Raw genomic sequence first — 23,368 nt, 5'->3', positions numbered from 1 at the left:
TCCGATCGGTCGGAATACTCGTTCGAACGTCGATGCTACAACTCCGTGCGCTTCTATGTGCGGAAATCCGACCGGCATTTCGATCCGACGCAACTGGCTCATATCCGCGGAGTGCCCGGAATGTAGGACGGCCCTGGTCGGAATGTGACGAAATGGCCTACAGTGTCGCATGATCGACCAACGAAAGGGAGGATCATGTCGGTATTGGACGAACTGGTCGCGGGCGCGCTGGAGGACCAGCAGGCCCGCGAACGCACCGTGTCACTCGATGACGTCAGGAAGGCCGCGCTGGCGGCCCCGGCCCCGATCGACGCGACGCGATGGCTCAGGCGCGCAGACGGCATCCCCGTGATCGCCGAGATCAAGCGCGCGTCCCCGTCCAAAGGCCATCTGACCGACATCGACGATCCGGGCGCACTGGCCCGCGAATACGCGCAGGGCGGTGCCGCCGCGATATCGGTGCTCACCGAAGGCCGCCGCTTCCTCGGCAGTCTGACCGATCTGGACGCGGTGCGTGCCGCCGTCGACGTCCCGGTGCTGCGCAAGGACTTCATCGTCACCGACTACCAGGTGTACGAGGCGCGCGCCCACGGCGCCGACCTCATCCTGCTCATCGTCACCGCATTGGACGACGCGCGGCTGAAGTCGCTGCTGGATCTGGCTCACGAACTGGGCATGCGCGTGTTGGTCGAGACGCACACGCGCGAGGAGATCGCTCGGGCGGTCGCGGCCGGTGCGCGCATCATCGGCATCAACGCGCGCAATCTCAAGGACCTGCGCGTGGACGTGACCCGGTACGCCGAACTGGCGGCCGACCTGCCGGACGACGTGATCCGCGTGGCGGAATCGGGCGTGTTCGGCGCCGTGGAACTGGAGGACTACGCCCGCGCCGGAGCCGACGCGGTGCTGGTCGGCGAGGGCGTGGCCACCGCCGACGACCACCGACTTGCGGTGGAACGACTGGTAAAGGCAGGAACGAGAGTGAAGGCATCGGAAAGCACCCCTCTGAGCGAGCATGAGGGACCGTATTTCGGACGATTCGGCGGCCGGTACGTGCCGGAGGCGCTGATCACCGCATTGGATGAACTGGAACGCGTCTACGCCGAGGCGAAGGCCGACCCGGAGTTCCACCGCGAGTTCATGGAACTGCAGCAGCGTTACGTGGGACGCCAGAGCCCGCTGACCGAGGCGCCGCGCTTCGCCTCCCTCGTCAGGGAACGCACCGGACTGGACGCGCGCATCTTCCTCAAGCGCGAGGACCTCAACCATACGGGCGCGCACAAGATCAACAACGCGCTCGGCCAGGCGCTGCTCGTCAAGCGCATGGGCAAGACGCGCGTGATCGCCGAGACCGGAGCCGGCCAGCACGGCGTGGCCACCGCCACGGTGTGCGCGATGCTGGGCCTCAAGTGTCGCGTGTACATGGGCCAGATTGACGCGCGCCGCCAGGCGCTCAACGTGGCCCGCATGCGCATGCTCGGCGCCGAGGTCGTGGAGGTGACGCTGGGCGACCGCATCCTCAAGGACGCGATCAACGAGGCGCTGCGCGACTGGGTCACCAACGTGGCCGACACGCACTACCTGCTCGGCACGGTCGCCGGACCGCACCCGTTCCCGGCGATGGTGCGCGACTTCCAGAAGATCATCGGCGAGGAGGCCAAGGAGCAGCTGCGCGACTGGTACGGCATCGACCATCCGGATGCGGTGTGCGCATGCGTGGGCGGCGGCTCCAACGCGATCGGCGTGATGAACGCGTTCCTCGACGACGACCGCGTCAACCTGTACGGCTACGAGGCCGGCGGCAACGGCCCCGAATCGGGCCGCCACGCCATCCGATTCGCCCCCGGCACCGGACAGCTCGGCATGTTCCAGGGCGCGATGAGCTACCTGCTGGAGAACGAGGAGGGCCAGACCCTCGACACGTACTCCATCTCCGCCGGACTCGACTACGCGTCCGTCGGCCCCGAGCACGCATGGCTCAAGGAGCTCGGCCGCGTCAACTACTCGTGGGCCACCGACGCCGAGGCGATGGACGCGTTCCGCGACCTGAGCCGCACCGAAGGCATCATCCCCGCCATCGAAAGCTCGCACGCGGTCGCCGGCGCCTACAAGGCCGCCGCCGACCTCAAGGCGAAGGGCTACGACAAGGCCGTGATGATCGTCAACATCTCCGGCCGCGGCGACAAGGACATGGCCACCGCAGGCAAGTGGTTCGGCTACCTGACCGAGGACCAGGCCAAGGCGCTCGACGTGACCGGCGCGCACGGCGACAACGCGTGAGAGGAAGAGGAGACACGGACATGACGGACAACGCAACCATCACGCCCTCCGGCCAGCCGCTGGGCATCAGCCACCGCGAAAGCCCCACCGAGGCGATGTTCGCCCGGTTCAAGGCGCGCAACCAGCCGGCGTTCATCGGCTACCTGCCGTACGGATTCCCCGATCCCGACACGTCGCTCGACGCGCTGCGCACGATGGTCGAACACGGCGTCGACGCGGTCGAGATCGGCCTGCCGTACTCCGATCCGGTGATGGACGGCCCGGTCATCCAGGCCGCCAGCCAGATCGCGCTCGACAACGGCGAACGCATCGCCGGCGTGTTTCACGCGGTCGAGACGGTCGCCGAAGCCGGCGGCGTGCCGCTGGTCATGAGCTACTGGAACCTCATCTACCACTACGGCGTCGAGCGCTTCGCCCGCGACTTCGAGAACGCCGGCGGCGCCGGACTGATCACCCCCGACCTGATTCCCGACGAGGCGGGGGAGTGGATCGAGGCGTCCGACCGGCACGGCCTCGACCGTGTGTTCCTCGTCTCGCCCGACTCGTCCGACAAGCGTCTCGCCGTCGTGGCGGACAACGCGCGCGGCTTCGTGTACGCGGCGTCCCGCATGGGCGTCACCGGCGAACGCGACACGCTCGGCACGTCCCCGGAGACGCTCGTCGCACGCACCCGTGCGGCCGGCGCGGCCAATGTGTGCGTCGGCATCGGCGTGTCGACGCCGGAGCAGGGCGCGCAAGTCGGCCGCTACGCGGACGGCGTGATCGTCGGATCGGCGCTCGTGCACACGCTGCTGTCGGACGACGGCAGGGGAGTGCGAGACAGGGCCGACGGACTGCGCGACCTGGCCGCCAAGGCCGAGGCGCTGGCCGACGGCATCCACAACGCGCGTTAATCTGACGGTATGAATCTGGCTTACATCCCCTCGCCCACGTTCTCGTACTTCAAGGTTGGCCCGCTGACCATCCGCATGTACGCGATCTGCATCCTCATCGGCATCTGCGTCGCCGTGGCGATCCTCACCAAACGGTGGAAGCGCTGCGGCGGCACATTCGACCAGGTCCTCGACACGACGCTCGTCGCCGTGCCCTGCGGCCTGGTCGGCGCCCGCCTGTACCACTGCATCACCACACCCGGCCAGTACTTCCCGCCCAGCGGCGACCTGACCAACATCCTCAAGGTGTGGGAGGGCGGCATGGCGATCTTCGGAGGCATCTCCGTGGGCACGCTGGCCGCGTTCCTGTGGTGCCGGCACCGCCGCTACCCGTTCGCGCTACTCGCCGACGCGATCGCTCCGGCCCTCATGGTCGCCCAGGCGATCGGCCGGCTCGGCAACTGGTTCAACCAGGAGCTGTACGGCAGCCCGACGACCCTGCCGTGGGGTCTCAAGCTCAACGACGCGGACGCGATCGGCAAGACCGAGGTGTGCTACGACGGACAGGCGTGCCCCACCGACACGCTGTTCCACCCGACGTTCCTGTACGAGATGATCTGGAACCTGATCGGCGCCGCGCTGATCGTATGGATCGGCCACCGGCTCGCGTCCACGCTCAAGGCCGGCCAGCAGTTCGCCATGTACCTCATGTGGTACGGACTGGGCCGCACGTGGATCGAGTCGATCCGCATCAACTACTCCACGATCGTGCTGGGCCTGCGGATCAACGTGTGGACCGCGATCCTGTGCTTCGCGCTCGGATGCGCGCTGTTCGCCGCCCTGTGGCGCTACGGCTCCGACCGCGGACCGCTCGTCGACCGGCTCACCGACGTGACCGCCGACGAGCTCGAACGGGCCAAGGCCGAGGAGGAGCGCGCCGCGGCGGCGAAGGCCGCCAAGGCCGCGCGCTGACCGACGCACCGCACATAACCGGAAGACGACAGGCGGTATGGACGGCGGGATTCCCGCATCGTGCGCGTCTCGTCGTTCAGACTGCCTAGAATGGAACCTCATGAGCACTATCGAAATCGCCCCCAGCATCCTGTCCGCCGACTTCTGCAATCTCGAGCGCGACCTCAAGGCCATCTCCAACGCCGATCTCGTCCACGTGGACGTGATGGACCACCACTTCGTCCCGAACCTGACCCTCGGCGAGCCGATCGTCAAGCGCATCTGCGAGGTCACCGACCTCAAGGTCGACGTGCACCTGATGATCGAGGACCCGGACCGCTGGGCCCCCGAGTTCGCCAAGTGCGGCGCCTACTCCGTCACCTTCCACATGGGCGCCACCCACGCCCCGGTGCGTCTGGCCCGCCAGCTGCGCGAGATGGGCGTCAAGGCCTGCTTCGCCGTGCGCCCGGCCGAACCGGTCGAGCCGATCTTCGACATCCTCGACGAGTTCGACATGATCCTCATCATGACCGTCGAGCCCGGCTTCGGCGGCCAGAAGTTCCTCGGCAACCAGATGGCCAAGGTCCGTCGCCTGCGCGACGAGATCACCCGCCGCGGCCTCGACGTCAAGATCCAGGTCGACGGCGGCGTCAGCCCGTCCACCGCGCACATCGTGGCCGAGGCCGGCGCCGACGTGCTCGTGGCCGGCTCCGCCGTGTACGGCGCCGAGAGCCCGGCCCAGGCCATCGACGACATCCGCGACAAGGCGCAGGTCGCCTTCCGCGCCTAACCAATGATTTTCCCGACCGCGGCCGGGGCCTCGCGCCCCGGCCGCGGCGTAACCGACACAATGCAAGGACGGTACCCAGCATGAAGACATTCGAATCCCTGTTCGCGGAGCTCAGCGAGAAGGCCGCCACCCGTCCGGCCGGATCCCTGACGGTGGAGGAGCTGGACAAGGGCGCCCATTTCATCGGCAAGAAGATCGTCGAGGAGGCCTCCGAGACGTGGATCGCAGCTGAATACGAGGGCGCGGACCGCACCGCCGAGGAGATGAGCCAGCTGATCTACCATCTGCAGGTGATGATGATCAACCGCGGCATCACCCTCGAGGACGTCTACAAGCACCTGTGACAGGAATCCGGAAGGACACGACATGCTGAGAATCGCTGTGCCCAACAAGGGCATGCTCTCCGAACCCGCGTGGACGCTGCTGGCCGAGGCCGGCTACCGTCTGCGCTCGAACCTGCGCCAACTCGTGGTCGAGGACCCCGACAACGACGTGGAACTGTTCTACCTGCGGCCGCTCGACATCGCGGTGTACGTGGGCCGCGGCACCATCGACGTGGGCATCACCGGGCACGACCTGCTGCTCAACTCGGGCACCGAGGCGGTCGAGCACATGGAGCTCGGCTTCGGCGAATCCACGTTCCGCTTCGCCGCGCCGAACGACTCCCCGATCTCGTCGCTGGCCGACATCGACGGCAAGCGCGTCGCCACGTCGTTCGACAAGCTCGTGCACGACTATCTGGTCGAGCACGGCATCGACGCCGAGACCATCCACCTCGACGGCGCCGTCGAATCGTCCGTCCAGCTGGGCGTCGCCGACCTGATCGCCGACGTCGTGTCCACCGGCACCACGCTGCGCAACGCCGGACTGCGCGTGTTCGGAGACCCGATCGTGCGCTCCCAGGCCGTGCTGATCCGCTCGCCGCGCCTCGACGAGCACGACGAGCGTCTGGTGCGCCTGTCACGCCGCCTGCAGGGCGTGCTCACCGCGCAGCGCTACGTGCTCATGGACTTCGACATCCCCGTCGACAAGGTGTCGGCCGCCGTGGCCGTCACCCCCGGCTTCGAAAGCCCCACCATCTCGCCGCTGCACGACAAGCAGTGGGCGGCCGTGCGTGTCATGGTGCCCAAGGCGAAGGTCAACCAGCTGATGGACGAACTCTACGAGGTCGGCGCGCGCGGCATCATCGTCACCGCGCTGCAGGCCTCCAGAATGTAGCCGCGTATATGACCAACATCATCAAGGAGAAATTCAGCAAGGCGTACAGCCCGGAGGCGAGGGACGTCTTCCTCACCGTGCCGAACCTGATCAGCCTGCTGCGCATCGCGTCGATCCCGTTCATCTCGTATCTGGTGTCGCGCCATCAGATGGTCGAGGCGCTCATCGTGCTCGCCATCTCCGCGGTGTCGGACGGGGTGGACGGCATCCTGGCGCGCATGCTCAACCAGGTCAGCAAGATCGGGCAGATCCTCGACCCGATCGCCGACCGGCTGCTCATCTTCTGCAGCATCGTCGCGCTGGGCGTCGCCGGCATCATCCCGTGGTGGATGCTGTTCATCGTCGGACTGCGCGACCTGCTCATGGCCATCGAGGTGCTCGTGCTCGCCCAGTACGACTACGGCCCGCTGCCGGTCAACTTCGTCGGCAAGTCGGCCACCGCCATGCTCATGATGTCGATCACCGCGCTGATCTTCTGCGACATCTGGACCAACCCGATGGTCGACCTGCTGCATCTGGCGGCGCTGGCCGCCGGCATCTGGGGCATCGGCCTGTACTGGGTCGCCGGATACATCTACCTGCGTCAGGGCTTCGCCCTGATCCGCGAGGTCAGGTGATCCTCAGGTGAGCACGTCGTCCGGCACGTCTTCCGATACGCCGTCGTTCCCGGTTCCCGAGGAGACCGCGTCGGTGCGCCGACGCTCGGTCTTCTCCCGGGAGGCGTCCGGGTTGGAATCCCATCACGCGACGCCGGCCTCGGCCGGCGGTTCCTCCCGCGTGCGTCGGCGACGCGCCCATGACGATTCGCTGCGTCTCATCGACGACCTCACCAACCGTCCGATGGACCCGCTGTTCTCCGACGCCCGGCTCACGCAGCGTCCCACGACGGCGTTCGGATTGTGGTCGACCCGCATCATCGTGTTCGTCATCTGCGTGGCGGTCGGATTCTTCGGGTCGCTGTTCATCCAGCAGCTGCACACCGACCCGCGCAAATCCGTGCGGCAGAACTGGGCGAGCGAACTGCGTGACCTCAACGCCAAGGCCGACACCCTGGCCAAGGAGGTCTCCGGCCTGCAGGCCGAGGTATCCAAACGAGCCAAGGACCTGAATGCGGACGGCGACGACACGACCACGCTCGACGACGAGATGACCAACGGCATGCTGGCCGTCACGGGGGAGGGCATCACGCTGACGATCGCCGACCCGCTGTCCGCGGGAACCGATTCGACGGACGGCTCGCTGCCCAGGGAGAACGCCGGCACGACGATCCGCGTCGTCACCGATGCCGACCTGCAGTCGTTCGTCATGCTGTTATGGCAATCAGGCGCCGAAGCCATCGCCGTCAACGGATACCGGATCGGCGTGCGCACGTCGATCCGCACCGCCGGGCAGACGATCATGGTGGGCGTCAACCCGGTGCAGAGCCCGTACCGCATCGAGGCGATCGGCGACCGCGACCGTCTGGCGAGGGCGGTCGGCTCCGACGCCCAGCCGCTGCTGTACGAGGCGTTCCAGGAGGCCGGCATCTATCCGCAGGTCTCGAAGTCGAAGTCGCTCACGCTCGACGCGGCGGCATCGGGCTCACTGACGTATGCAAGGAAGGGAGACTAGCCATGGCCGCTATCCTCGGCCTGATCATCGGCGTCGTCGTCGGTCTTTTCGTCAAACCGGACATTCCGGTCGTACTCCAGCCGTACCTGCCGATCATGGTGGTCGCCGCGCTCGACTCGCTACTGGGCGCCGCACGCGCGTACTTCGAACGCAGCTTCTCCGACCGCGTGTTCGTCGTGTCGTTCATCACCAACGTCATCACGGCCACGCTGCTCGTGTTCCTCGGCAACCAGCTGGGCGTCGGCTCCCAGCTGCAGACCGCCGTCATCGTCGTGCTGGGCATCCGCATCTTCTCCAACGTGTCGTCCATCCGGCGCTTCATCTTCCGGGGCTGACATGGCCGGACGGAACAGGATCCCGCGCGACGTGCTCAGCAGAATGCACGACCAGCGTATACAGGACAAGGCCAACGACCATACCGAGACCGGATCGTTCCCGGTCGTGCGACGCAAGACGAAGCTGCGTTCGCTCAACGCGAACGCGACGCGCATGCGCCTCGTCAGCAGCCTGCTCATCGTCGTCATGTGCGCGCTGCTCGCCTTCGGCTACATGATCCAGATCAACAACACGACGTCGACCTACGAGACGATGAGCGAGGACGAACTGGTGCGTCTCATCAACGAGACCGGCACGCAGGTGCAGAACCTCGAGGAGCGACGCAACGAACTGGCCGACCAGATCGACTCGCTCAAGGCGACCGCCGACAAGCAGGCCGCCGCCGAGGAGATCGCGCGGCAGAACGAGGAGACCAACGGCATCCTGTCGGGACGCCTGCCGGCCAAGGGCGAAGGCGTGGTCATCACGATCAGCGGCGGCGCCAAGGCCGACGTGGACGCCTCGACGATGTTCACGCTCCTCGAGGAGCTCCGCAACGCCGGCGCCGAGGTCATCGCCGTCAACACCGTGCGCGTGATCACCTCCACGTACATCGCCGACACGAAGGACGGTCTCGTATGCGACGGCGTGAATCTCGACCCGCCCTACACGGTCAAGGCGATCGGGGACCCGCAGACGCTGTCGAACGCGGTCAACATCGCCGGGGGAGTCGGCTCCCGTCTCAAGGTCAAGTTCGGCGCCGACGTCGCGGTGTCGACCAAGGACGAGGTGCGTATCGACGAGGTGCGCGAGGCACAGCGGTACGATTACGCCAAGACCGTGGAATAACGCTGTACAATGAGGATATTATGACTGAACCGATTCCAAGCGCGGGCGAAACGACCATCATCGGTCTGCCCGCCATCACCATTCCGATCACCACCACGGGCGACCGTCCGCTCACCCAGGAGGACCTCGACACCATCACGCGCCTGTCCGAAGGCACGGCGCTGCTGATCTCCACCCGAGGCGCGGTGTCCGGCTCCCGCTACCTGCTCGACGAGGACGAGACGACCGTGGGCCGCGACCCGCGCGCCGACATCCTGCTCGACGACTCGACCGTCTCCCGCTCGCACGCGGTGTTCCGCCGTACCGCCGGATCGTTCGAGGTCATCGACGCCGGCAGCCTCAACGGCACGTACGTCAACCGACGCAGGGTCGACCGTGCCGTGCTGCGCAACGGCGACGAGATCATGGTAGGCAAGTTCCGTCTGGTGTTCTTCACCAAGTCGGCGGTCATCGCCTAAGCGGCACCGCCGTCATCGACGGAAAGCGAAGCATATGAGCGGAGACGCGCAGGACGCCGGCGGATTCGTCGACGTCCCATACGCCGTTCAGGGCGAACTGTTCGTCTCCGACGACATGCATGCGCCACGGCGCGGATACCGGGGGAGCGTCGCCTCGAAGGTCGCCGGCATCACCTACCGGCAGCTCGACTATTGGGCCCGACGGAAGATCCTGGAGCCGTCGATCACGCCATCGCGCGGATCCGGCTCACGACGGCTCTACTCGTTCAAGGACGTCGTCATGCTCGCCGTGTCGAAACGACTGCTCGACGCCGGCGTGAACCTGCAGAACGTGACTGCCGCGGTCATGTTCCTGTCCCATCGCAGCACGGCGCAGCTCGAGCACGTGACGATCATGTGCGACGGGGCGCACGTGCACGAATGCACGACCAGCGATCAGCTGCTCGAACTGCTGGAAAGCGGCAAGGCCATGTTCGCCGTGTCGGTCGGATCGCTCTGGCATCAGATCGAGCATGCGCTGGAGGCCGAGGACCATGTGGATCTGGCGTATGATGCCGATGATGTCGACAGGTTCGACCGTCAGTCGGACTGACAGGAGAAGGAGCGAACGGTTGGCTGATTATCTTCCCATGATCCTATGGCTGTTCGCCGTGGCATGGACGGTTGCCGTCGGCGCGATCTGCGCGGCGCGCGGCAGATTGCTGACGGGGGAGCACCGCCCCGAGGTGCCGACCGTCTCGTGGAACGTCGTCGCTGCGCAGGCGCTGTCGACGCTGTTCATCGCACTGCCGTTCATGGTCTTCGTCCTGATTCAGGAAAAGGTGTCCGCGCCGATGCGGGCGTTCTACGAACGGTATCTGTGGATCGGCGTCGGCATCGTCCTGGTGCTGGCCGTTCTCGCATGGGTGATGATGTTCCTCCAGGCCAAGCGTGCCGAACGCACCCAGGCCGACCAGGTGCTGAAACGCCGTCATGGGACGTTCGACGCCAACGGCGGGACAATCTGAACGATCGCCATGCATATGCGGCGACGATGGTGCATATGCATGACATATGCATGGCATATCGGCATATTTTGGTTTATATATTCAGTGATGGTTTGTATATACGGTAATCATCGCATTATATGTCGTGCATATGCATGCATTCGTGTCGTATATCATGTGCGCTGCATCCGGGCGTCATGGACGATGGTCGGAACCTGCGGCACGTCGGCACGGATGTGCGATCGGCGGGATAGCCGAATGTGGGATGATTGGTGCTGGGGTGTCCCGAGTGGATTAGGTAGTGAGGTTCGGGATTGCTTGGGGAGTGGGTTTTCTAGATTATCTGACATAACGTACATTATCGGCTTGGCAGATTCGCGTGTTTTACGGCACCGGATCCATCACCCGGCTAGACAACGGACGCTACCGTGCCTACCTCCAGTCCGACGACGGCAAACGCGTCTCCGCCACCGGATGAACCAAAACCGAAGCCCTGAACCAGGCCAGAACCAAACTCGGCAAACGCAACCGCAAACGCCCACCCTCGCCGAATACGCGCCCAAACAGGTCGAATGGCTCACCCACCTGTGGTGTGCCGATCCTCCTCACCGGCGTACCCACGCTCATCCAAACCAGCGTCGGCGTCAACAACGACACGCTCACCCTCCCCGCCCTGACCCTCCTCCTGTGGGGCCTATTGCGCTGGGTCGAACGCCATCAGCGTTTCCTTGCCCTGCGCCTTATTGCCCTTGCGCTTGGACGCTTCGATTCGACACGGGAACCGCTGCTGTTCGTGTATGTCTTCTTCCACGGGCTCCAACCGTCCTTCGGCCACTTGATGCCCGGCTGCTCGCTCACGTCGTACTTCGACTCCGTTTTGGCTCTCGCTTTCGCCAAGGCGGGTGAGGCGGACACGGCGAACAGGCCCAAAACGCAGGCTCCCGCCGCGGCCGCGGCGGTCACCCGGCGCCAAAGGCGTGGCGCTGATCCTGTTTTTCCCATAATTTAACTCCTTGCAAGAGCGGAATCCGAAACTGATTCCACGCGCGCACTATGCGCAAACAAACGCAAGAAGAAAAAAACAATCCGTCGGACGCATAAGCAAAAATGTCCGGTTGAATCATTCAGAAGAAACGGAGGATTCATGCGCGAGCGGCATCGACGGTAAAGCATGGAAAACCCACTGCTGCGGATCCTCGGGAAATCCCCGGCAAACGAAAAGGCTTCCCGCGTGTCGAATCCGCGAATCCGGTCCCCGACCTGTGCGACGATGAGTCCCATGAGCGAGCGAGAGAATCCTCCCGAAGCACTGGAGGGAAACGTGTACACGGTACGCAGGACAGCAAGGGACCAATACCCGATCGCCAACCCTGAACACACGGACCACACGGACAATCGCTTTTACGTCTGCGTCAGCCATCCAGACGCGTTTCGCCATTGGACGGGCATCCCCCGAACGGCATCCTGGAAAGACGAATACATCCTGCCCGGCGGCTGCTATTACGTGCCCAGCAGCAGGAGTTCTCTTCGAGAATTCAGCAAGGACGGTTATTGGATCGTTAAATACGCCGCCAGCATCCATTGGATCGACTCGCCGCAGACCGCGGACAGCTTCAGGGATTGCGGCAAACTGGCCAAGACCGAATACGATCAGGTGCAACGCATGTGGAAGTATCATCAACCCGACGAGCGACAGGAACAGGAGAAGAAGAGCGAATATGACTAATGATTCACTGCTCCGACTGCCGGAGGAAGCGGTCACACCATTCGGACGGGACAATCTCATGACCGTGGGAGACCTGTGCCGTCTGACATGGGACGGGGAAACCGTCGGATGGGGACTGGTCTCGGGATTCAACGGCGACATGGTCTTCATGTGCCCGGTGACCTCCGGCGACTGCAACTGGTTCGGCGCGGTCAGACTCCCGTTCGCGGAGAAACTGTGGGTTTGGCCGTCCTATGAGATGCCTATGGGCAAGCATCTCGTGGACGGTGACGCCGGGCAGAAAGCATCACCCCGCTGGGTGCGTTGTGTCAGAAACCAGATCAAAGAGGGATCTTTGGACGGCTTCGAGATTTCGAAACTGGATCGGGACGACCGGCGGGAAATGATTCTGGCGGAATCATGGGAGCATAACAGCCATAACACCGCCTGCGCCGGAGGGATCGGCTTCCTCCCCTTCGACCCGGAAAAACTGTCGAGGAGAAACATTCACGTCTCCGATTTCCGCTCCGCATTCCCCGACATGAGACCCCATCAGTCGGGCGCATTGTACAACGGGCGTCTGCTTCCGGACCGGAACCAGATTCAAACCGTCCTGAACTATTTTCAACTGAACGACGCCAATGACGTATTGCCGGATCAGCCGCCAAGGGCGGTTTCCCGCCTGTGCCTGCCCGATCTCAAGATAAACGTGAAGGCCGTGTTGGGTTCACGGAACGAGGATGAGGAATCGGTGCGTCATGATGCCGTTGAACGCCAGCTGTCCGCTCACCGAGCGGAGGGGAACATCGGCAATCAGTTGAGGAACATTCTGCTGGAGATGGAACATGGCATCGATTAACGAGCTGATCAAATATGACAGGGAGAAAGAAGCGGCGCTCTGGCTGGTGGATCTGGCACGTCGGGAATACGGCCTCACCAGCCTGGATTTTGCGAATCAGCCGGATTGGAAGGCGATGGCGGACCAGCTTGGCGTTCGTCTTGACTATTGCGCCAATCCCCGGCAAGAACATGATGCGGGCGACGATTTCGGACGGTACGACGAGCGGACCGAAACCATTCACGTGTTCCGAAGCGGCAATTCCTCGAGGGACAATTTCACGTTCGCCCATGAAATAGCGCATCATCTCCAGGCGGGATCCGATGTCTGGCAGGATGCGATTCACCTGGCACCCGGAGAAAACGGGCCAGAGCGCTTTGCGGAACGTACGGCGGATCTTTTCGCATCGATGCTGCTGATTCCCGAACAGCGGATAAGCTCCGGACGGAATGACATAACGGGTCTTGCCGCCGGACTACTCTCCGATTCGGTGTCCTCGCCCACGACAATCATCCGAAGGATCTGCGAAGATTTGCCCGGGGACTACGCGATCATGCTGATCGACGATTGCGGAACCGTATTGGCCTGCGGCGCGCCGAAAACATCTTCGATCCTCCCCCCGAACAAACGGACACGCCAATCGTCCCTGACCCACCTTCCCGTCACGGGCGGCAACACCACGCGTGTTCACTTGAAGGACGGCGTGGAATATGAGTCGAGGACAAGGCGCCGTAGCTTGGAAGCAGAAGTCCATGAAGTGCAGGATGGTCGGCATGACCGGTTTTTCGTGCTCGTCAGGGACTTGCATTCGCCCCATATGAGGGAATGGTCCAGATACAATTACATCTGCGAGTCGTGCCGCTACGAGTTCAACCCGGATCGGGAATATGGTTCATGCCCCCGATGCGAACGGCCTCGATGTCCGGAATGCGGATGGTGCGCATGTTCCGCCCCCGAACGGGAAACCGAATGCTGCCCAAACTGCCATATGGAGTATTCGGTGGCCGAACAAGCCGACCATTCACTGCATGAATGCTGGTAACACGCTGTCCGACAATCCGGGGAAGCCAATCCTGATCGCAGTCGTTTACGCCTGTGATCAGCCTGCCATCGGCAACATATCCCCGCATGCGCGGGGCGGATGTTTCAACGTTTTGCGGTTACGGAGGAAGGTTGGGTACATCCCCGCTTGTGCGGGGCGGATAGTCCGGCGTTCCACAATGTCATTAAGTTAACGGATAGCCCGGCTGCTCCAGCCGTTTCCGGGCTCAGTAGCAACGCTTATGGGTGTTGTGATAGCGCCCTGCTCTGGGATCGCGGTTCCTGACGTAGCTGCGGTCCGGACGGACGGGACACACATGGGAACGTATCTCCTCGCATATGCCCTCGAACAGACGTATGCGCCGTCCAAGATTCGGTTCGGTCAGCAGCCGGACGAGCTTCTGCTTCATGACGCCGATTGCGTAGGCCCGGTTGACCGCAGGCGCATCGACCCCGCGGACTCCATGAGCCCGTGTTCTGGCGCGCCCCTCCACGGGGCGAGACGCGCCTTGAGGTCGCAGCGCACGTCCGCCCATCCGTCGGGTCCGCCGATCAGGGCCCGCTCGGCCTTGAAATTGGTGCTCCTCATGCGAATCGCGAACCCGACGCCGGCCCGCTCGAGCGAGATCATCAGGGGCAGCCCGCCGTAGCCGCGGTCCATGACGAGCACGCAGGGACGTCCCGCGAGCAGGTCGAGCCGTTCCAGATGCGCGATCGCGGCGTTCTGCTCGTTGAACTTGCACCGGTGCACGCTCAGGTCGACCACGTAGTCGTTGAGCAGGTCGTACATGCACGAGATCCCCCGCCTCGGCGGTCGCCCTGCCGTGCGACGAGCAGGTGCCGAACGCGTCGAGCGTGGCTGGGTGTGGACGGCACGATCACGCTCGACCCATCCACGCCCAGCACGACCCGGCCCCGCGAGTAGCCGGATGCCGGGCTCCCGGTCCGGCATGGAGTAGAAGCCATGCGACGTGGTGGTCGTTGAGCGCGGCCACGGCGCGCGGGTCGAGCTTCATGCGCGCCTGGCACATGGCAGATGCGCTCACGCGAACGGCCCCGGCCTGAGCGGCGAACAGCCTCATGTCAAGTCCATGAACAACCCCCTCCTGCACAACAGCTCCCGCACCAGCCTGTCGCACGTCAACGTGCGCCCGCGGGTGAACCCACCTGCGCTCCAGCGCGCAACCGGACGCGAACTCGGGGGCACCGATCAGGGCGAGGTCCCGTTCCACCAACGTCTCCGTGCGGGGTATCACGACCTCCCGTTCCCGCGCCCGCGGCACGTCGCGCCCCGTCGCGGACGGTCGGTCCGGCCGGGGCTCACCACGGGCCCGACGACACGATTATCCCGCAATCCACGCGCGAGCACGCCGGCCCAACCACTAACTTAATGACATTGTGATTGTCCGTCGTAATGATGCAATCACGGTCGGCCCGTCACGCGCATGTCCGTGCCGACGAACCGACCGAGATTCCGTATGTTCAGTATGACGTCAGGCGAAGTACGCCTCGACCGCATCGGCGAGTTCATCGGTCGTGTCGATCGTACGGTAGCATCCGTGCGCGGCGAGTTCGCCGTCCTCGGCGTAACCCCAGCCGCAGCCGAGGCAATCGATGCCGCAGGCGGCGGCGCCGTCGGCGTCGGTCCAGCGGTCGCCGACCATCAGCGCACGGTCGCCGGCGGCGGCGTCGAATCCAAGCCCGTCGAACGCGTATCGGATGACCTGGTCCTTGTCGATGCGCGAGTTGTCGCGACTGGCGCCGTACACCGCGTCGACCATCCCGGTCAGGCCGAAGTGATCGCATACCGGCACCGCCTGGTATTCCGGCTTGCAGGTGGCGACGGCCAGGATATAACCGGCGTCGCGTAGTGCGGCGAGCTGCTCCGGGATGCCGTCGTACACGCGGTTGTACAGACAGCCGGGCACCTTGGCTCCGTCATGGTTCGGGTCGTCGAAGATGGCCTGGCTGCCGTAGTAGTCGCGGTAGATCTCCACGGCGCGGTCGATCTGGTCGTCCGGGACGCCGTTGCGGCGCAGCGATTCGCTGATGGCTGGTCCGATGAAACGATGCAGTTCGGCGTCGTCGGGAACCGGTCGGCCGAGCGCTTCGAAGACCTTCGTCACGCATGCGATGATGCCGAAATGGGATTGGGTAAGCGTGCCGTCCAGATCGAGCAGGACGACGCGCTTGGGCTGGTGTTCGGACATGGCTCTCCCCTGTCTTCCTATGGTTCTTCTTCTGGGTGATGAATCGTGTATGACTGTTCCGCCGGCGCCGACATGCGAATGCCCGGCCGAGACCATTCCCAGCCGGGCATTCGCCATCATCGTCGACGGGCGATCCCGATCACTCGTAGTCCGGGATCCAGCCTTCGCGATGCATCTGCAGACGCTTGTCGAGCAGCGTGGACAGCTCCTCGATGCTGCGGCGTTCGAGCAGCATATCCCAGTGCGTACGGGTGGGCTTGGCGATCTCGTCGCCGTTATGGTCCTCGTCGCCTTCGCGATGTGCCGGCGAGCCGCAACGGCACTCCCATTCGTTGGGGATCTCCGCGCCGTCGGCGAACGGAAGGATCGTCCGGTGTCCCTTCGGGCACACGTAGGCGATCTCCGAACGGGCCGCGAAATCGACGTTGTCGTCGGATTCCAGCGACTTCGCGCCGATGCTCATGCCTCTGAGGCTGCGTTCCGCCATGGTTCTCCTCCTTGGTCGTTTCCTACTACGCTATCGAACAGTTGCGACGACACCGTTATTCCCGCGCATTCCCACGCAAGTCGGCGGCATCGTCGTTCCCGGCGTCAGTCGACGCCGGTGTAGGCGACGACGCCGCGGCTGACCAGGTCGGCCGCCTCACGCGCCGTCTGCGCCAGGCGTTCTCCCGATTCGCCCATCAGCGGCGCCGCGGTGGCGATCTGCTGGAGCACGTCGGCCAGACGCTTGGCGTTGCGCACGAAGTCGCCGCCGGTCATGTCGGTGCCGCGCAGCACCTTGGCGAGGTCGGCGCCGGCGGCCCATTCGTACATGATGTCGACGATGCCGAAGTCCGGCTGGGACGGTGCGTCGAGACCCTCGTCCTCGCATCGCATGCGGACTTCGCCGTGGATGCCCTTGAGTTCCTGGGCGGCCCATGCGACCGGCCCCTGAATGCCTCCGGGATAGTAGCGCGGTTCTCCCCCGCTGCCGCGTCGGGCCTCGTAGACGAGTGACGAGATCACGGACGCGAGGCACTGGGCGGGCAGCATGTCGAACGTGCCGGCACAGATGGCCTGGGCGAGCACCAGATCCTGTTCGCTGTATAGGCGGCGCAGCAGCTGTCCCTTGTCGGTCAGCGTGTAGCCGTCTCCCCCGTCCATGTCGTCGAGGTATCCGAGCGTCGACAGGATCGTGCAGATGCGGTCGAACTGGCGTGCCACGGAGCCGGTGCGCGAATCGTAGCGGTGACGCACCCGTTCCAGCTCACGCACTTCACGAACCCAGCGGTGCCCCCATTTGAGGTGCCGCTGCAGGTCCGGGCAGGAGCGGCATGCATGGTCGCGTTCCGCTTCGCGCAGCTCCGCGATGTGACGGTCGAGGTCGCGGAACGCGCGCGAGCGGTCCTTGTCGGAACGGAACGATGTCTGCTTGAGCCTGCGGCGTTCGTTCTTCTCCAGGTCGGCCAACCGCATGCGGATCGTCATGAAGTCGCGGAAGTCGCCGTGGTCGCAGGTGAACGCGTCCTCGTATCCGGCGATGGCCTGCTCGAGCGTGCCCATCTGCGCCTCGAGCTGCCATGCGGACGCGTTGGCCTCCCATTGGGCGAACGAATGGTCGAGCGTGGTGCGGGCCGTCCTGTAGTCGCTGGAGTTGAGCAGGTTGACCGCCATGTTGAACGTGGGGCGGAAGCTCGAATGCAGCGGGTAGACGCGCTTGCTGGACAGCGCGGCGGCGGTGGCGGGCAGGAAGCCGTGATGGTCGACGACGACCGCGTGTCCGATCGGGTCGATGCCGCGTCGGCCGGCGCGCCCGGTCAGCTGGGTGAACTCCCCCGGCGTCAACTGGACGTGTCCGGTGCCGTCGAACTTCTCGAGCTTCTCGACGACGACGCATCGGGCCGGCATGTTGATGCCCAGGGCGAGCGTCTCGGTCGCGAACACGACCTTGATCAGCCCCTCCTCGAAGAGGCGTTCGACGATCTCTCGGAACAGGGCGATCATGCCGGCGTGATGCGAGGCGAATCCCTCTTCGAGCGCGAAGCGGAACTTGGCGAAGCCCAACGCCTTGAGGTCGTCGCGGCTGAGCTGACCGTCGACCATCTCGTCGACGATGCGGCGGATCCGGAGCATCTCGGCCTCGGTGGTGAGCTCCAGTCCGGCGTTGAGACACTGTTCGACGGCCTGGTCGCAGCCGTTGCGCGAGAAGATGAAGTAGATGCCGGGCAGCATGCGCAGATAGTCGAGTTCGTCGACGACGGCCCATCGGCGCGGCGTATGCCGTTCCGGTTTGCGGCCCCTCGGCGATCCGCCTCTGCCACCGCGCTTGTATGGGCGTTCCTCGCCCTGACGTCGTGCCGCCCTGCGGTCGAGCTGGTCGAGTCGCGACACGAGTTCGGCGTTGAGCGACGTGGTCTGCTCCCCTTCCGCATCATGGCGGTACAGGTCGAGCAGTTCGGGTTCGGTGCGTTCGTCGGCCTGTACGAGCACATGCTGTTCGAGCGGCACCGGCCGGTGTTCGGATACGATCAGCGTCGTCTCGCCGCGCACCGACGTGATCCAGCGGGAGAAGTCCTCGACGTTCGACACCGTGGCAGACAGGCCGATGATGCGCACGGTGCGCGGCAGGTGGATGATGACCTCCTCCCACACGGGGCCGCGGAACCGGTCGGCGAGATAGTGCACTTCGTCGAGGATCACGTAGCCGAGCGCATTGAGCGTGGTCGACCGCTCGTAGAGCATGTTGCGCAGCACTTCGGTGGTCATCACGACGATGTCGGCCTCGGAGTTGATCGACGTGTCGCCGGTGAGCAGTCCGACCCGGTCGACGCCGTAGCGGGCGACGAGATCGTGGTACTTCTGGTTGCTCAGCGCCTTGATCGGCGTGGTGTAGAACGCCTTGACGTTGCGCTCCTGAGCGAGGTACATGGCGAAGTCGGCTACGACGGTCTTGCCGGCGCCGGTGGGCGCGGCGACGAGCACGTTGCGGCCCGATTCGAGCGCTTCGTTCGCCTCGCTCTGGAAGTCGTCGATGTCGAACGGCAGCGACGCGGCGAATCGGGATGCGATCGACCTGGCGCGTTCCTGCGACTTGCGGAACGATGCGTAGCGTTGCGCCGGCGAGAGCGCCGTGGATCGGTCGTGGTTGGTCTTACGATGGCGGGGCATGCCTTGCTTTCCGTATTCTGGGGTGTTTCGTCGATGATTCGCGTCGTGCCGCGCCGTCAGACCCTGTTCCAGCGGGACCAGACGCGTGCGTGCCGTTCACGCTTCTCCTGATCGCGGGAGGCCTTCACCTGTTGCGTGTCCGTATAGGCGTCGGCGACGCTCGTAAGGGGACGGGTGAATCCCGGCGTTGGCGCGGGCGCCGCATCGGCGTCGGACATCGTCGCGAGGATGCCGCTGATGCGTGCGCCGGTCTCACCGACCCGACGCACGCCGCGGATGCCGTGCAGGACGGCGTACGCCGCTCCCGCAACGATCATGACGATCATGAACAGCGCCAGACAGAGCCATATCCACCAGGGCATCGTGTTCCTCCCGGTCCGTCAGTCCTCGTGGGCGGCCGCATCGGGCTGGCCGACGCTGAGCTCGCGCTGGGCGCGCGCGACGATCATCGTGCGCAGCGTCTCGGGCGCGACCGCGGTGATGTGGCGGGCGTGGGCGATGCAGAAGGCGACGAACCACGAGTCGGACGAGACGGTCAGATGCACCTTCTGGCCGTCGCCGTACGGTTCGACGGTGGCGCCGGAGAGCGTCTTGGGGAACGACAGGTCGTTCTCGTCGGTGATGAACACCGCCGCGGTGCCGTTGTCGAAGCTCCACTTGCGCAGCTCGTTGACCGGCACGTCCGGGATGTCGACCTTGCCGACCGGTTCGACCAGCTCCGCCTTCTCGATGCGGGCGAGGCGCAGCACCTGCCAGATGCGCGGCTGCCCGTTGGCCTTGTTGGGTCGCGTGTCCTTGTGCACGAGATGCGCCTTGTCGGCGGGGGCGACGTCGGCGACGTCGGTCCACACGGCCGCGTAGTACACGCCTTCGTCCACGAAGATCTTCGAGGGCGCGACGAGGCGTCGGCGGGTGCGGCCGGCACCGTCCGTGTACTCCATGTCGAGGAGCATGTCCTTGGAGATGGCGCGCTTGACCACGGAGAAGCTGCGCGGTTCGAGCTCGTAGCCGGTCAGGCTCAGCCAGGGGGTCTCCCCCGGCGTCACATGGGCGCGGAGCCGGGAGTACAGGGAGCGCGCCTGATCGCGGCTCTCCTCGGGCAGCAGCGGCGAGTGCGCCAGATAGCTCACGGACGCGGTCAGCAGGCTCAGGTACTGGGGCGAGATGCCGGCGAGACGTTCGAGGCCGAGCGAGTTGGTCGCCGAGACGATGCCTTCGGCGTCCAGCAGGGACCAGTCGATGTCGAAGAACTGGCTGCCGGCCATCTCACCGTCGTCGGAGACGGTGGTGAGCGTGTTGATGTCCTTGTGGATCACGTTCACGAACTTCTTGAGCTCGTCCTCACTCTTGGCGCGCCCGATGAAGCGTTCGGCCAGTTCGGCGAGCGAATACTCCTCGCCCAGATGCGCCGACAGGAACAGCATGAGGCGCAGACGGCGGTCCACTTCGCTGCCGGTCTGGAACGACGCGCCCTTCTTCTGCGGCGTCTTGACCTGTTCCGGATCGTCCTCGCCGTCGTGGGCGTGGTGGCTGCTGATCGCCGACGTCACGACGGTCGCGCCGTTGTCGCCGGAGGATTCGTCGGCGAGCGTGAACGCGGCGGCCGCGTTGAGGCGACGGTTGTACGCGTCGACGGCCTCCTGCGGACTGACCACGTAGGCGCCGGGATGCTCGAGCACGAACATGGCCAGATCGTCGGAGTCGGTGTACGCGACGTTGATGTGTTCGCCGTCCACGTCCACGGTGGCGGCGAAGCGGCGCGAGTCGATCACCTTGACCAGCGTCTCGGGAATCGTCTGCGTGCCGAGCCCCGGTGCGATCGAATCGAGGCCGAGTCCCGGAATCGGGGTCTGCGGCACGCGCGGCGTGGTGCGCGACGTATGCTGCGGCTGCGGCTGGTTCGACGTGGACGACATCGAGATGGAGCGCGCCAGATAGTTCGCGGCGGCCAGCACCGGAAGGTCCTCGGGCTCGAAGTGCAGCCTCACCCTCGGCTCGTCGCCCAGTTGCAGGCGGTACGAGGCGAAGTCCTGACCTTCGGATTTGGACGAGTATTCAGGCTGCCGCGACTCGATGGCGATCCCCATCGCCGCCAGTTTGGCGCGGTCCCGCTGGAACTGCTTGGCGAACGCCGCCTTGGCCGCCTGATCGGCGAGCTCCCCGTAGGAATCCGCATACGCCTTGACGCGCTGCGCGATCTGCCGGGAGGTGAGCCATTGCGGGAACGCGGACGACAGCACGGCCAGTACATCGAGCTCGTGCTTGCCCCACTTGTCGGAAAAACGCCGCCTTCCGTTGGTTCCCTCTGCCATTAGTCCTCACGTATCGTTAAGGTTTCGTTATAAGTGTCGGTATCCGTCGGACACCTCATTCTATATTAAAGGCATTTTGCGGGGTTGGGGCGCATTTTGCGAAAAACGTCCATTTTTTCGCGTTTCGCGTGATGCGCCCGCAGGCCCCGCTCCCCCATGATCACACCCAGTCGTCGGGTTCGATGCCCTGCGGCCCCACGTATTCGCCGTTGGGCACGTAGCTCGGTTCGTCGTGGTCCTCCAGATGCGCGTCGGCGAACATGATCACGTCGCGGCCGAACGTCCAGTCGCCTTCGATGGTCACCGAGTTGGCGGCCGCCAGCGACGGCACGTTGTACGGGAAGCGCTCGTCGAAGTCGGCGATGTTCTTGTAGTAGCGCGGGTCGAGCGACACGTTCGGGAAGATGTAGTTGCCGTCCTCCATCTCGTACGAATCCGTCAGGTGGAAACGGTCGGATCGCATGATGAACAGGTCGTCGGTGGTCTTGACCGGCAGGAACCGCATGCGGTCGACCTGCACGCAGATCGCGCCCTCGAACAGGCCGATCGCGGCGCCCATCGCCGTCTCCAGCTGGATCACCGGCGTCGAATCCGGGTCGGTCGGATCGACGGTCTTGTGGTTGCGGATGACCGGCAGCGGCAGCACGCCGTCGTATTCGACCAGTTTCTCCTTGAGCGCGTCGATGCGGATCCAGATGCTGTTCGTGTTGAAGTACGGGTGCTTGGCGATGTCCTGCGCGGCCGACTTGTCGTCGGGGTGCACCTGGCTCATCTCGCGCAGCATCAGACGGCCCGTGGCCTTGTCTCGCACGATATGACCGCCCTTACGGTCGGCCTCGGTGCGCGTGGCCACCTCGATCATGAACGGCGCGCCCGTGTTCTCGAAATGCTGGGCGAGGGTGCGCGACGGGCGCGCGCCCAGATTGTCCGAGTTGGAGATGAACAGGTATTCGAAGCCGCGCTCCTGCAGCCGGTCCAGCAGGCCGGACTCCCAAATCGTGGAGTACAGGTCGCCGTGGCCCGGAGGACACCATTCGAGACTCGGATCGGCCGGCCAGGAGACCGGCTCCCCCGTCGCCGCGTCGATCTTGGGCTCCTGATGCTGCACGATCTCCACCGGGATGCCCTCCTGATGGAACTTGCGGTTGCGTTCCAGCACGCGCATCGTATCGGCCGACGTGCGGAACGAATTCATCAGCGTCAGCGGCAGCGGCACGCCCAGTCGTGTGCGCGCGGTGAGCACCTGGCCGACGATGATGTCGATGAAGCGCATCTGCTTGGCCTTGTGACGGCGAACCGGCAGCAGCGACTTGGCGCATTCGAGGCCCATCGACGTGCCGAGACCGCCGTTGAGCTTCAGGAACGCGGTCTTGGCGAACGCGTCCACGGCCTCGTCGTGGTCGATCGTCTCGTAGACGTCGTGGAAGCTCGGCACGCCGGTCAGCGGCTCCACTGCGTCTTCGCGGATCCAGCTGCTGGCCTGTTCGGTGCGCCACACGTCGTACAGATGCCGGAACTGGGAGATGGACAGCTCGCTCATGCCGTTGTCGCGCATCTTTTGCGCGGACGATTCGAACACGTCGGACACGAGGCCTCCTTTCGAAAGGTCGAAACTCAGATTCAGTCTAGTCCATGTTCCGCGTCGAGTCGTGCAGCGACGTGCCTCACGTTTTTTGAGCGCGTAGGGTGTGGTGGTGCCTCATCGGGAATGAGCGCGAACGGTATCGGTCCTGTTTGGCTTGTCTTATGGAAGACAGGATCAGCATGGCGACGAAGCGGCAG

24 protein-coding genes are annotated in these 23,368 nt (G+C 64.7%); 17 read left to right on the top strand and 7 right to left on the bottom strand.

Annotated features, from left to right (window positions below):
• Nucleotides 1-195: 195 nt before the first annotated feature.
• The 17 genes from D2E24_RS06325 (at nucleotide 196) to D2E24_RS06245 (ending at nucleotide 13,915) form a co-directional block, all read left to right on the top strand.
• The gene (locus D2E24_RS06325) at nucleotides 196-2,280 is read left to right on the top strand and encodes a bifunctional indole-3-glycerol phosphate synthase/tryptophan synthase subunit beta (RefSeq protein WP_125968495.1); all 2,085 of its coding nucleotides are present in this window, start codon (nucleotides 196-198) and stop codon (nucleotides 2,278-2,280) included.
• A 20-nt stretch (nucleotides 2,281-2,300) separates the two neighbouring features.
• Nucleotides 2,301-3,173: a tryptophan synthase subunit alpha gene (trpA, locus tag D2E24_RS06320; protein WP_125968494.1), complete on the top strand. Its 873-nt coding sequence runs from the start codon at nucleotides 2,301-2,303 to the stop codon at nucleotides 3,171-3,173.
• Nucleotides 3,174-3,182: 9 nt separating this feature from the next.
• Complete coding sequence (lgt, locus tag D2E24_RS06315) at nucleotides 3,183-4,124, top strand: prolipoprotein diacylglyceryl transferase (protein WP_125968493.1); 942 nt, start codon at nucleotides 3,183-3,185, stop codon at nucleotides 4,122-4,124.
• A 100-nt stretch (nucleotides 4,125-4,224) separates the two neighbouring features.
• Nucleotides 4,225-4,893 carry a ribulose-phosphate 3-epimerase gene (gene rpe / locus D2E24_RS06310; protein ID WP_125968491.1) on the top strand — a complete coding sequence of 223 codons (669 nt, stop codon included), beginning with the start codon at nucleotides 4,225-4,227 and terminating at the stop codon, nucleotides 4,891-4,893.
• A gap of 80 nt (nucleotides 4,894-4,973) precedes the next feature.
• Nucleotides 4,974-5,237 (top strand): phosphoribosyl-ATP diphosphatase, encoded by a 264-nt coding sequence (locus tag D2E24_RS06305; protein ID WP_125968490.1) that lies wholly within the window; start codon nucleotides 4,974-4,976, stop codon nucleotides 5,235-5,237.
• A 22-nt stretch (nucleotides 5,238-5,259) separates the two neighbouring features.
• Entirely contained in the window at nucleotides 5,260-6,111 is an 852-nt protein-coding gene (hisG, locus tag D2E24_RS06300) for an ATP phosphoribosyltransferase (protein WP_125968488.1), read from the top strand.
• A gap of 8 nt (nucleotides 6,112-6,119) precedes the next feature.
• Complete coding sequence (locus D2E24_RS06295) at nucleotides 6,120-6,728, top strand: CDP-alcohol phosphatidyltransferase family protein (protein WP_125968487.1); 609 nt, start codon at nucleotides 6,120-6,122, stop codon at nucleotides 6,726-6,728.
• Nucleotides 6,729-6,735: 7 nt separating this feature from the next.
• Entirely contained in the window at nucleotides 6,736-7,722 is a 987-nt protein-coding gene (locus D2E24_RS06290; RefSeq protein ID WP_125968485.1) for a DUF881 domain-containing protein, read from the top strand.
• Nucleotides 7,723-7,724: 2 nt separating this feature from the next.
• Nucleotides 7,725-8,057, top strand: a complete 333-nt coding sequence (locus D2E24_RS06285) for a small basic family protein (RefSeq protein ID WP_125968484.1) — start codon at nucleotides 7,725-7,727, stop codon at nucleotides 8,055-8,057.
• Between the two features lies 1 nt (nucleotide 8,058).
• Nucleotides 8,059-8,886: a DUF881 domain-containing protein gene (locus D2E24_RS06280; RefSeq protein ID WP_125968482.1), complete on the top strand. Its 828-nt coding sequence runs from the start codon at nucleotides 8,059-8,061 to the stop codon at nucleotides 8,884-8,886.
• A 20-nt stretch (nucleotides 8,887-8,906) separates the two neighbouring features.
• Nucleotides 8,907-9,344, top strand: coding sequence for an FHA domain-containing protein (locus tag D2E24_RS06275; RefSeq protein ID WP_125968481.1), 438 nt, complete (start codon nucleotides 8,907-8,909; stop codon nucleotides 9,342-9,344).
• Between the two features lie 34 nt (nucleotides 9,345-9,378).
• The gene (locus D2E24_RS06270; protein WP_125968480.1) at nucleotides 9,379-9,936 is read left to right on the top strand and encodes a MerR family transcriptional regulator; all 558 of its coding nucleotides are present in this window, start codon (nucleotides 9,379-9,381) and stop codon (nucleotides 9,934-9,936) included.
• Nucleotides 9,937-9,955: 19 nt separating this feature from the next.
• Entirely contained in the window at nucleotides 9,956-10,351 is a 396-nt protein-coding gene (locus tag D2E24_RS06265) for a C4-dicarboxylate ABC transporter (protein WP_164521039.1), read from the top strand.
• A 571-nt stretch (nucleotides 10,352-10,922) separates the two neighbouring features.
• Nucleotides 10,923-11,339: a hypothetical protein gene (locus D2E24_RS06260; protein WP_125968477.1), complete on the top strand. Its 417-nt coding sequence runs from the start codon at nucleotides 10,923-10,925 to the stop codon at nucleotides 11,337-11,339.
• Between the two features lie 270 nt (nucleotides 11,340-11,609).
• Nucleotides 11,610-12,056 (top strand): hypothetical protein, encoded by a 447-nt coding sequence (locus D2E24_RS06255; RefSeq protein ID WP_125968476.1) that lies wholly within the window; start codon nucleotides 11,610-11,612, stop codon nucleotides 12,054-12,056.
• Entirely contained in the window at nucleotides 12,049-12,894 is an 846-nt protein-coding gene (locus D2E24_RS06250) for a hypothetical protein (protein ID WP_125968475.1), read from the top strand. Before D2E24_RS06255 ends, D2E24_RS06250 begins: the two co-directional genes overlap by 8 nt.
• Nucleotides 12,881-13,915, top strand: coding sequence for an ImmA/IrrE family metallo-endopeptidase (locus tag D2E24_RS06245; RefSeq protein WP_125968473.1), 1,035 nt, complete (start codon nucleotides 12,881-12,883; stop codon nucleotides 13,913-13,915). The genes D2E24_RS06250 and D2E24_RS06245 overlap by 14 nt, the downstream gene beginning before the upstream one ends.
• 405 nt (nucleotides 13,916-14,320) lie before the next feature.
• On the opposite strand, the gene D2E24_RS06240 is transcribed toward D2E24_RS06245, so the two are convergent.
• The 7 genes from D2E24_RS06240 to D2E24_RS06210 all read right to left on the bottom strand — a co-directional run bounded on the left by D2E24_RS06240 (nucleotide 14,321) and on the right by D2E24_RS06210 (nucleotide 23,141).
• A complete protein-coding gene (locus D2E24_RS06240) occupies nucleotides 14,321-14,704 on the bottom strand; it encodes a transposase (protein ID WP_164521038.1) in 384 nt (127 codons plus the stop codon).
• 703 nt (nucleotides 14,705-15,407) lie between these two features.
• A complete protein-coding gene (locus D2E24_RS06235) occupies nucleotides 15,408-16,124 on the bottom strand; it encodes an HAD hydrolase-like protein (protein ID WP_125968470.1) in 717 nt (238 codons plus the stop codon).
• 139 nt (nucleotides 16,125-16,263) lie between these two features.
• Entirely contained in the window at nucleotides 16,264-16,611 is a 348-nt protein-coding gene (locus D2E24_RS06230; protein ID WP_125968469.1) for an RNA polymerase-binding protein RbpA, read from the bottom strand.
• Nucleotides 16,612-16,715: 104 nt separating this feature from the next.
• Nucleotides 16,716-19,274 (bottom strand): DEAD/DEAH box helicase, encoded by a 2,559-nt coding sequence (locus D2E24_RS06225; RefSeq protein ID WP_125968467.1) that lies wholly within the window; start codon nucleotides 19,272-19,274, stop codon nucleotides 16,716-16,718.
• 56 nt (nucleotides 19,275-19,330) lie between these two features.
• Nucleotides 19,331-19,636: a hypothetical protein gene (locus D2E24_RS06220; protein ID WP_125968465.1), complete on the bottom strand. Its 306-nt coding sequence runs from the start codon at nucleotides 19,634-19,636 to the stop codon at nucleotides 19,331-19,333.
• A gap of 18 nt (nucleotides 19,637-19,654) precedes the next feature.
• On the bottom strand, nucleotides 19,655-21,586 hold the full coding sequence (locus D2E24_RS06215; RefSeq protein WP_125968463.1) for a helix-turn-helix transcriptional regulator: 1,932 nt from the start codon (nucleotides 21,584-21,586) through the stop codon (nucleotides 19,655-19,657).
• Between the two features lie 160 nt (nucleotides 21,587-21,746).
• Complete coding sequence (locus D2E24_RS06210) at nucleotides 21,747-23,141, bottom strand: UTP--glucose-1-phosphate uridylyltransferase (RefSeq protein ID WP_125968546.1); 1,395 nt, start codon at nucleotides 23,139-23,141, stop codon at nucleotides 21,747-21,749.
• Nucleotides 23,142-23,368 lie beyond the last annotated feature (227 nt).

This window comes from Bifidobacterium samirii, from assembly GCF_003952945.1.
GTDB lineage: Bacteria > Actinomycetota > Actinomycetes > Actinomycetales > Bifidobacteriaceae > Bifidobacterium > Bifidobacterium samirii.
This window is presented reverse-complemented; position numbering and strand designations above follow the sequence as displayed.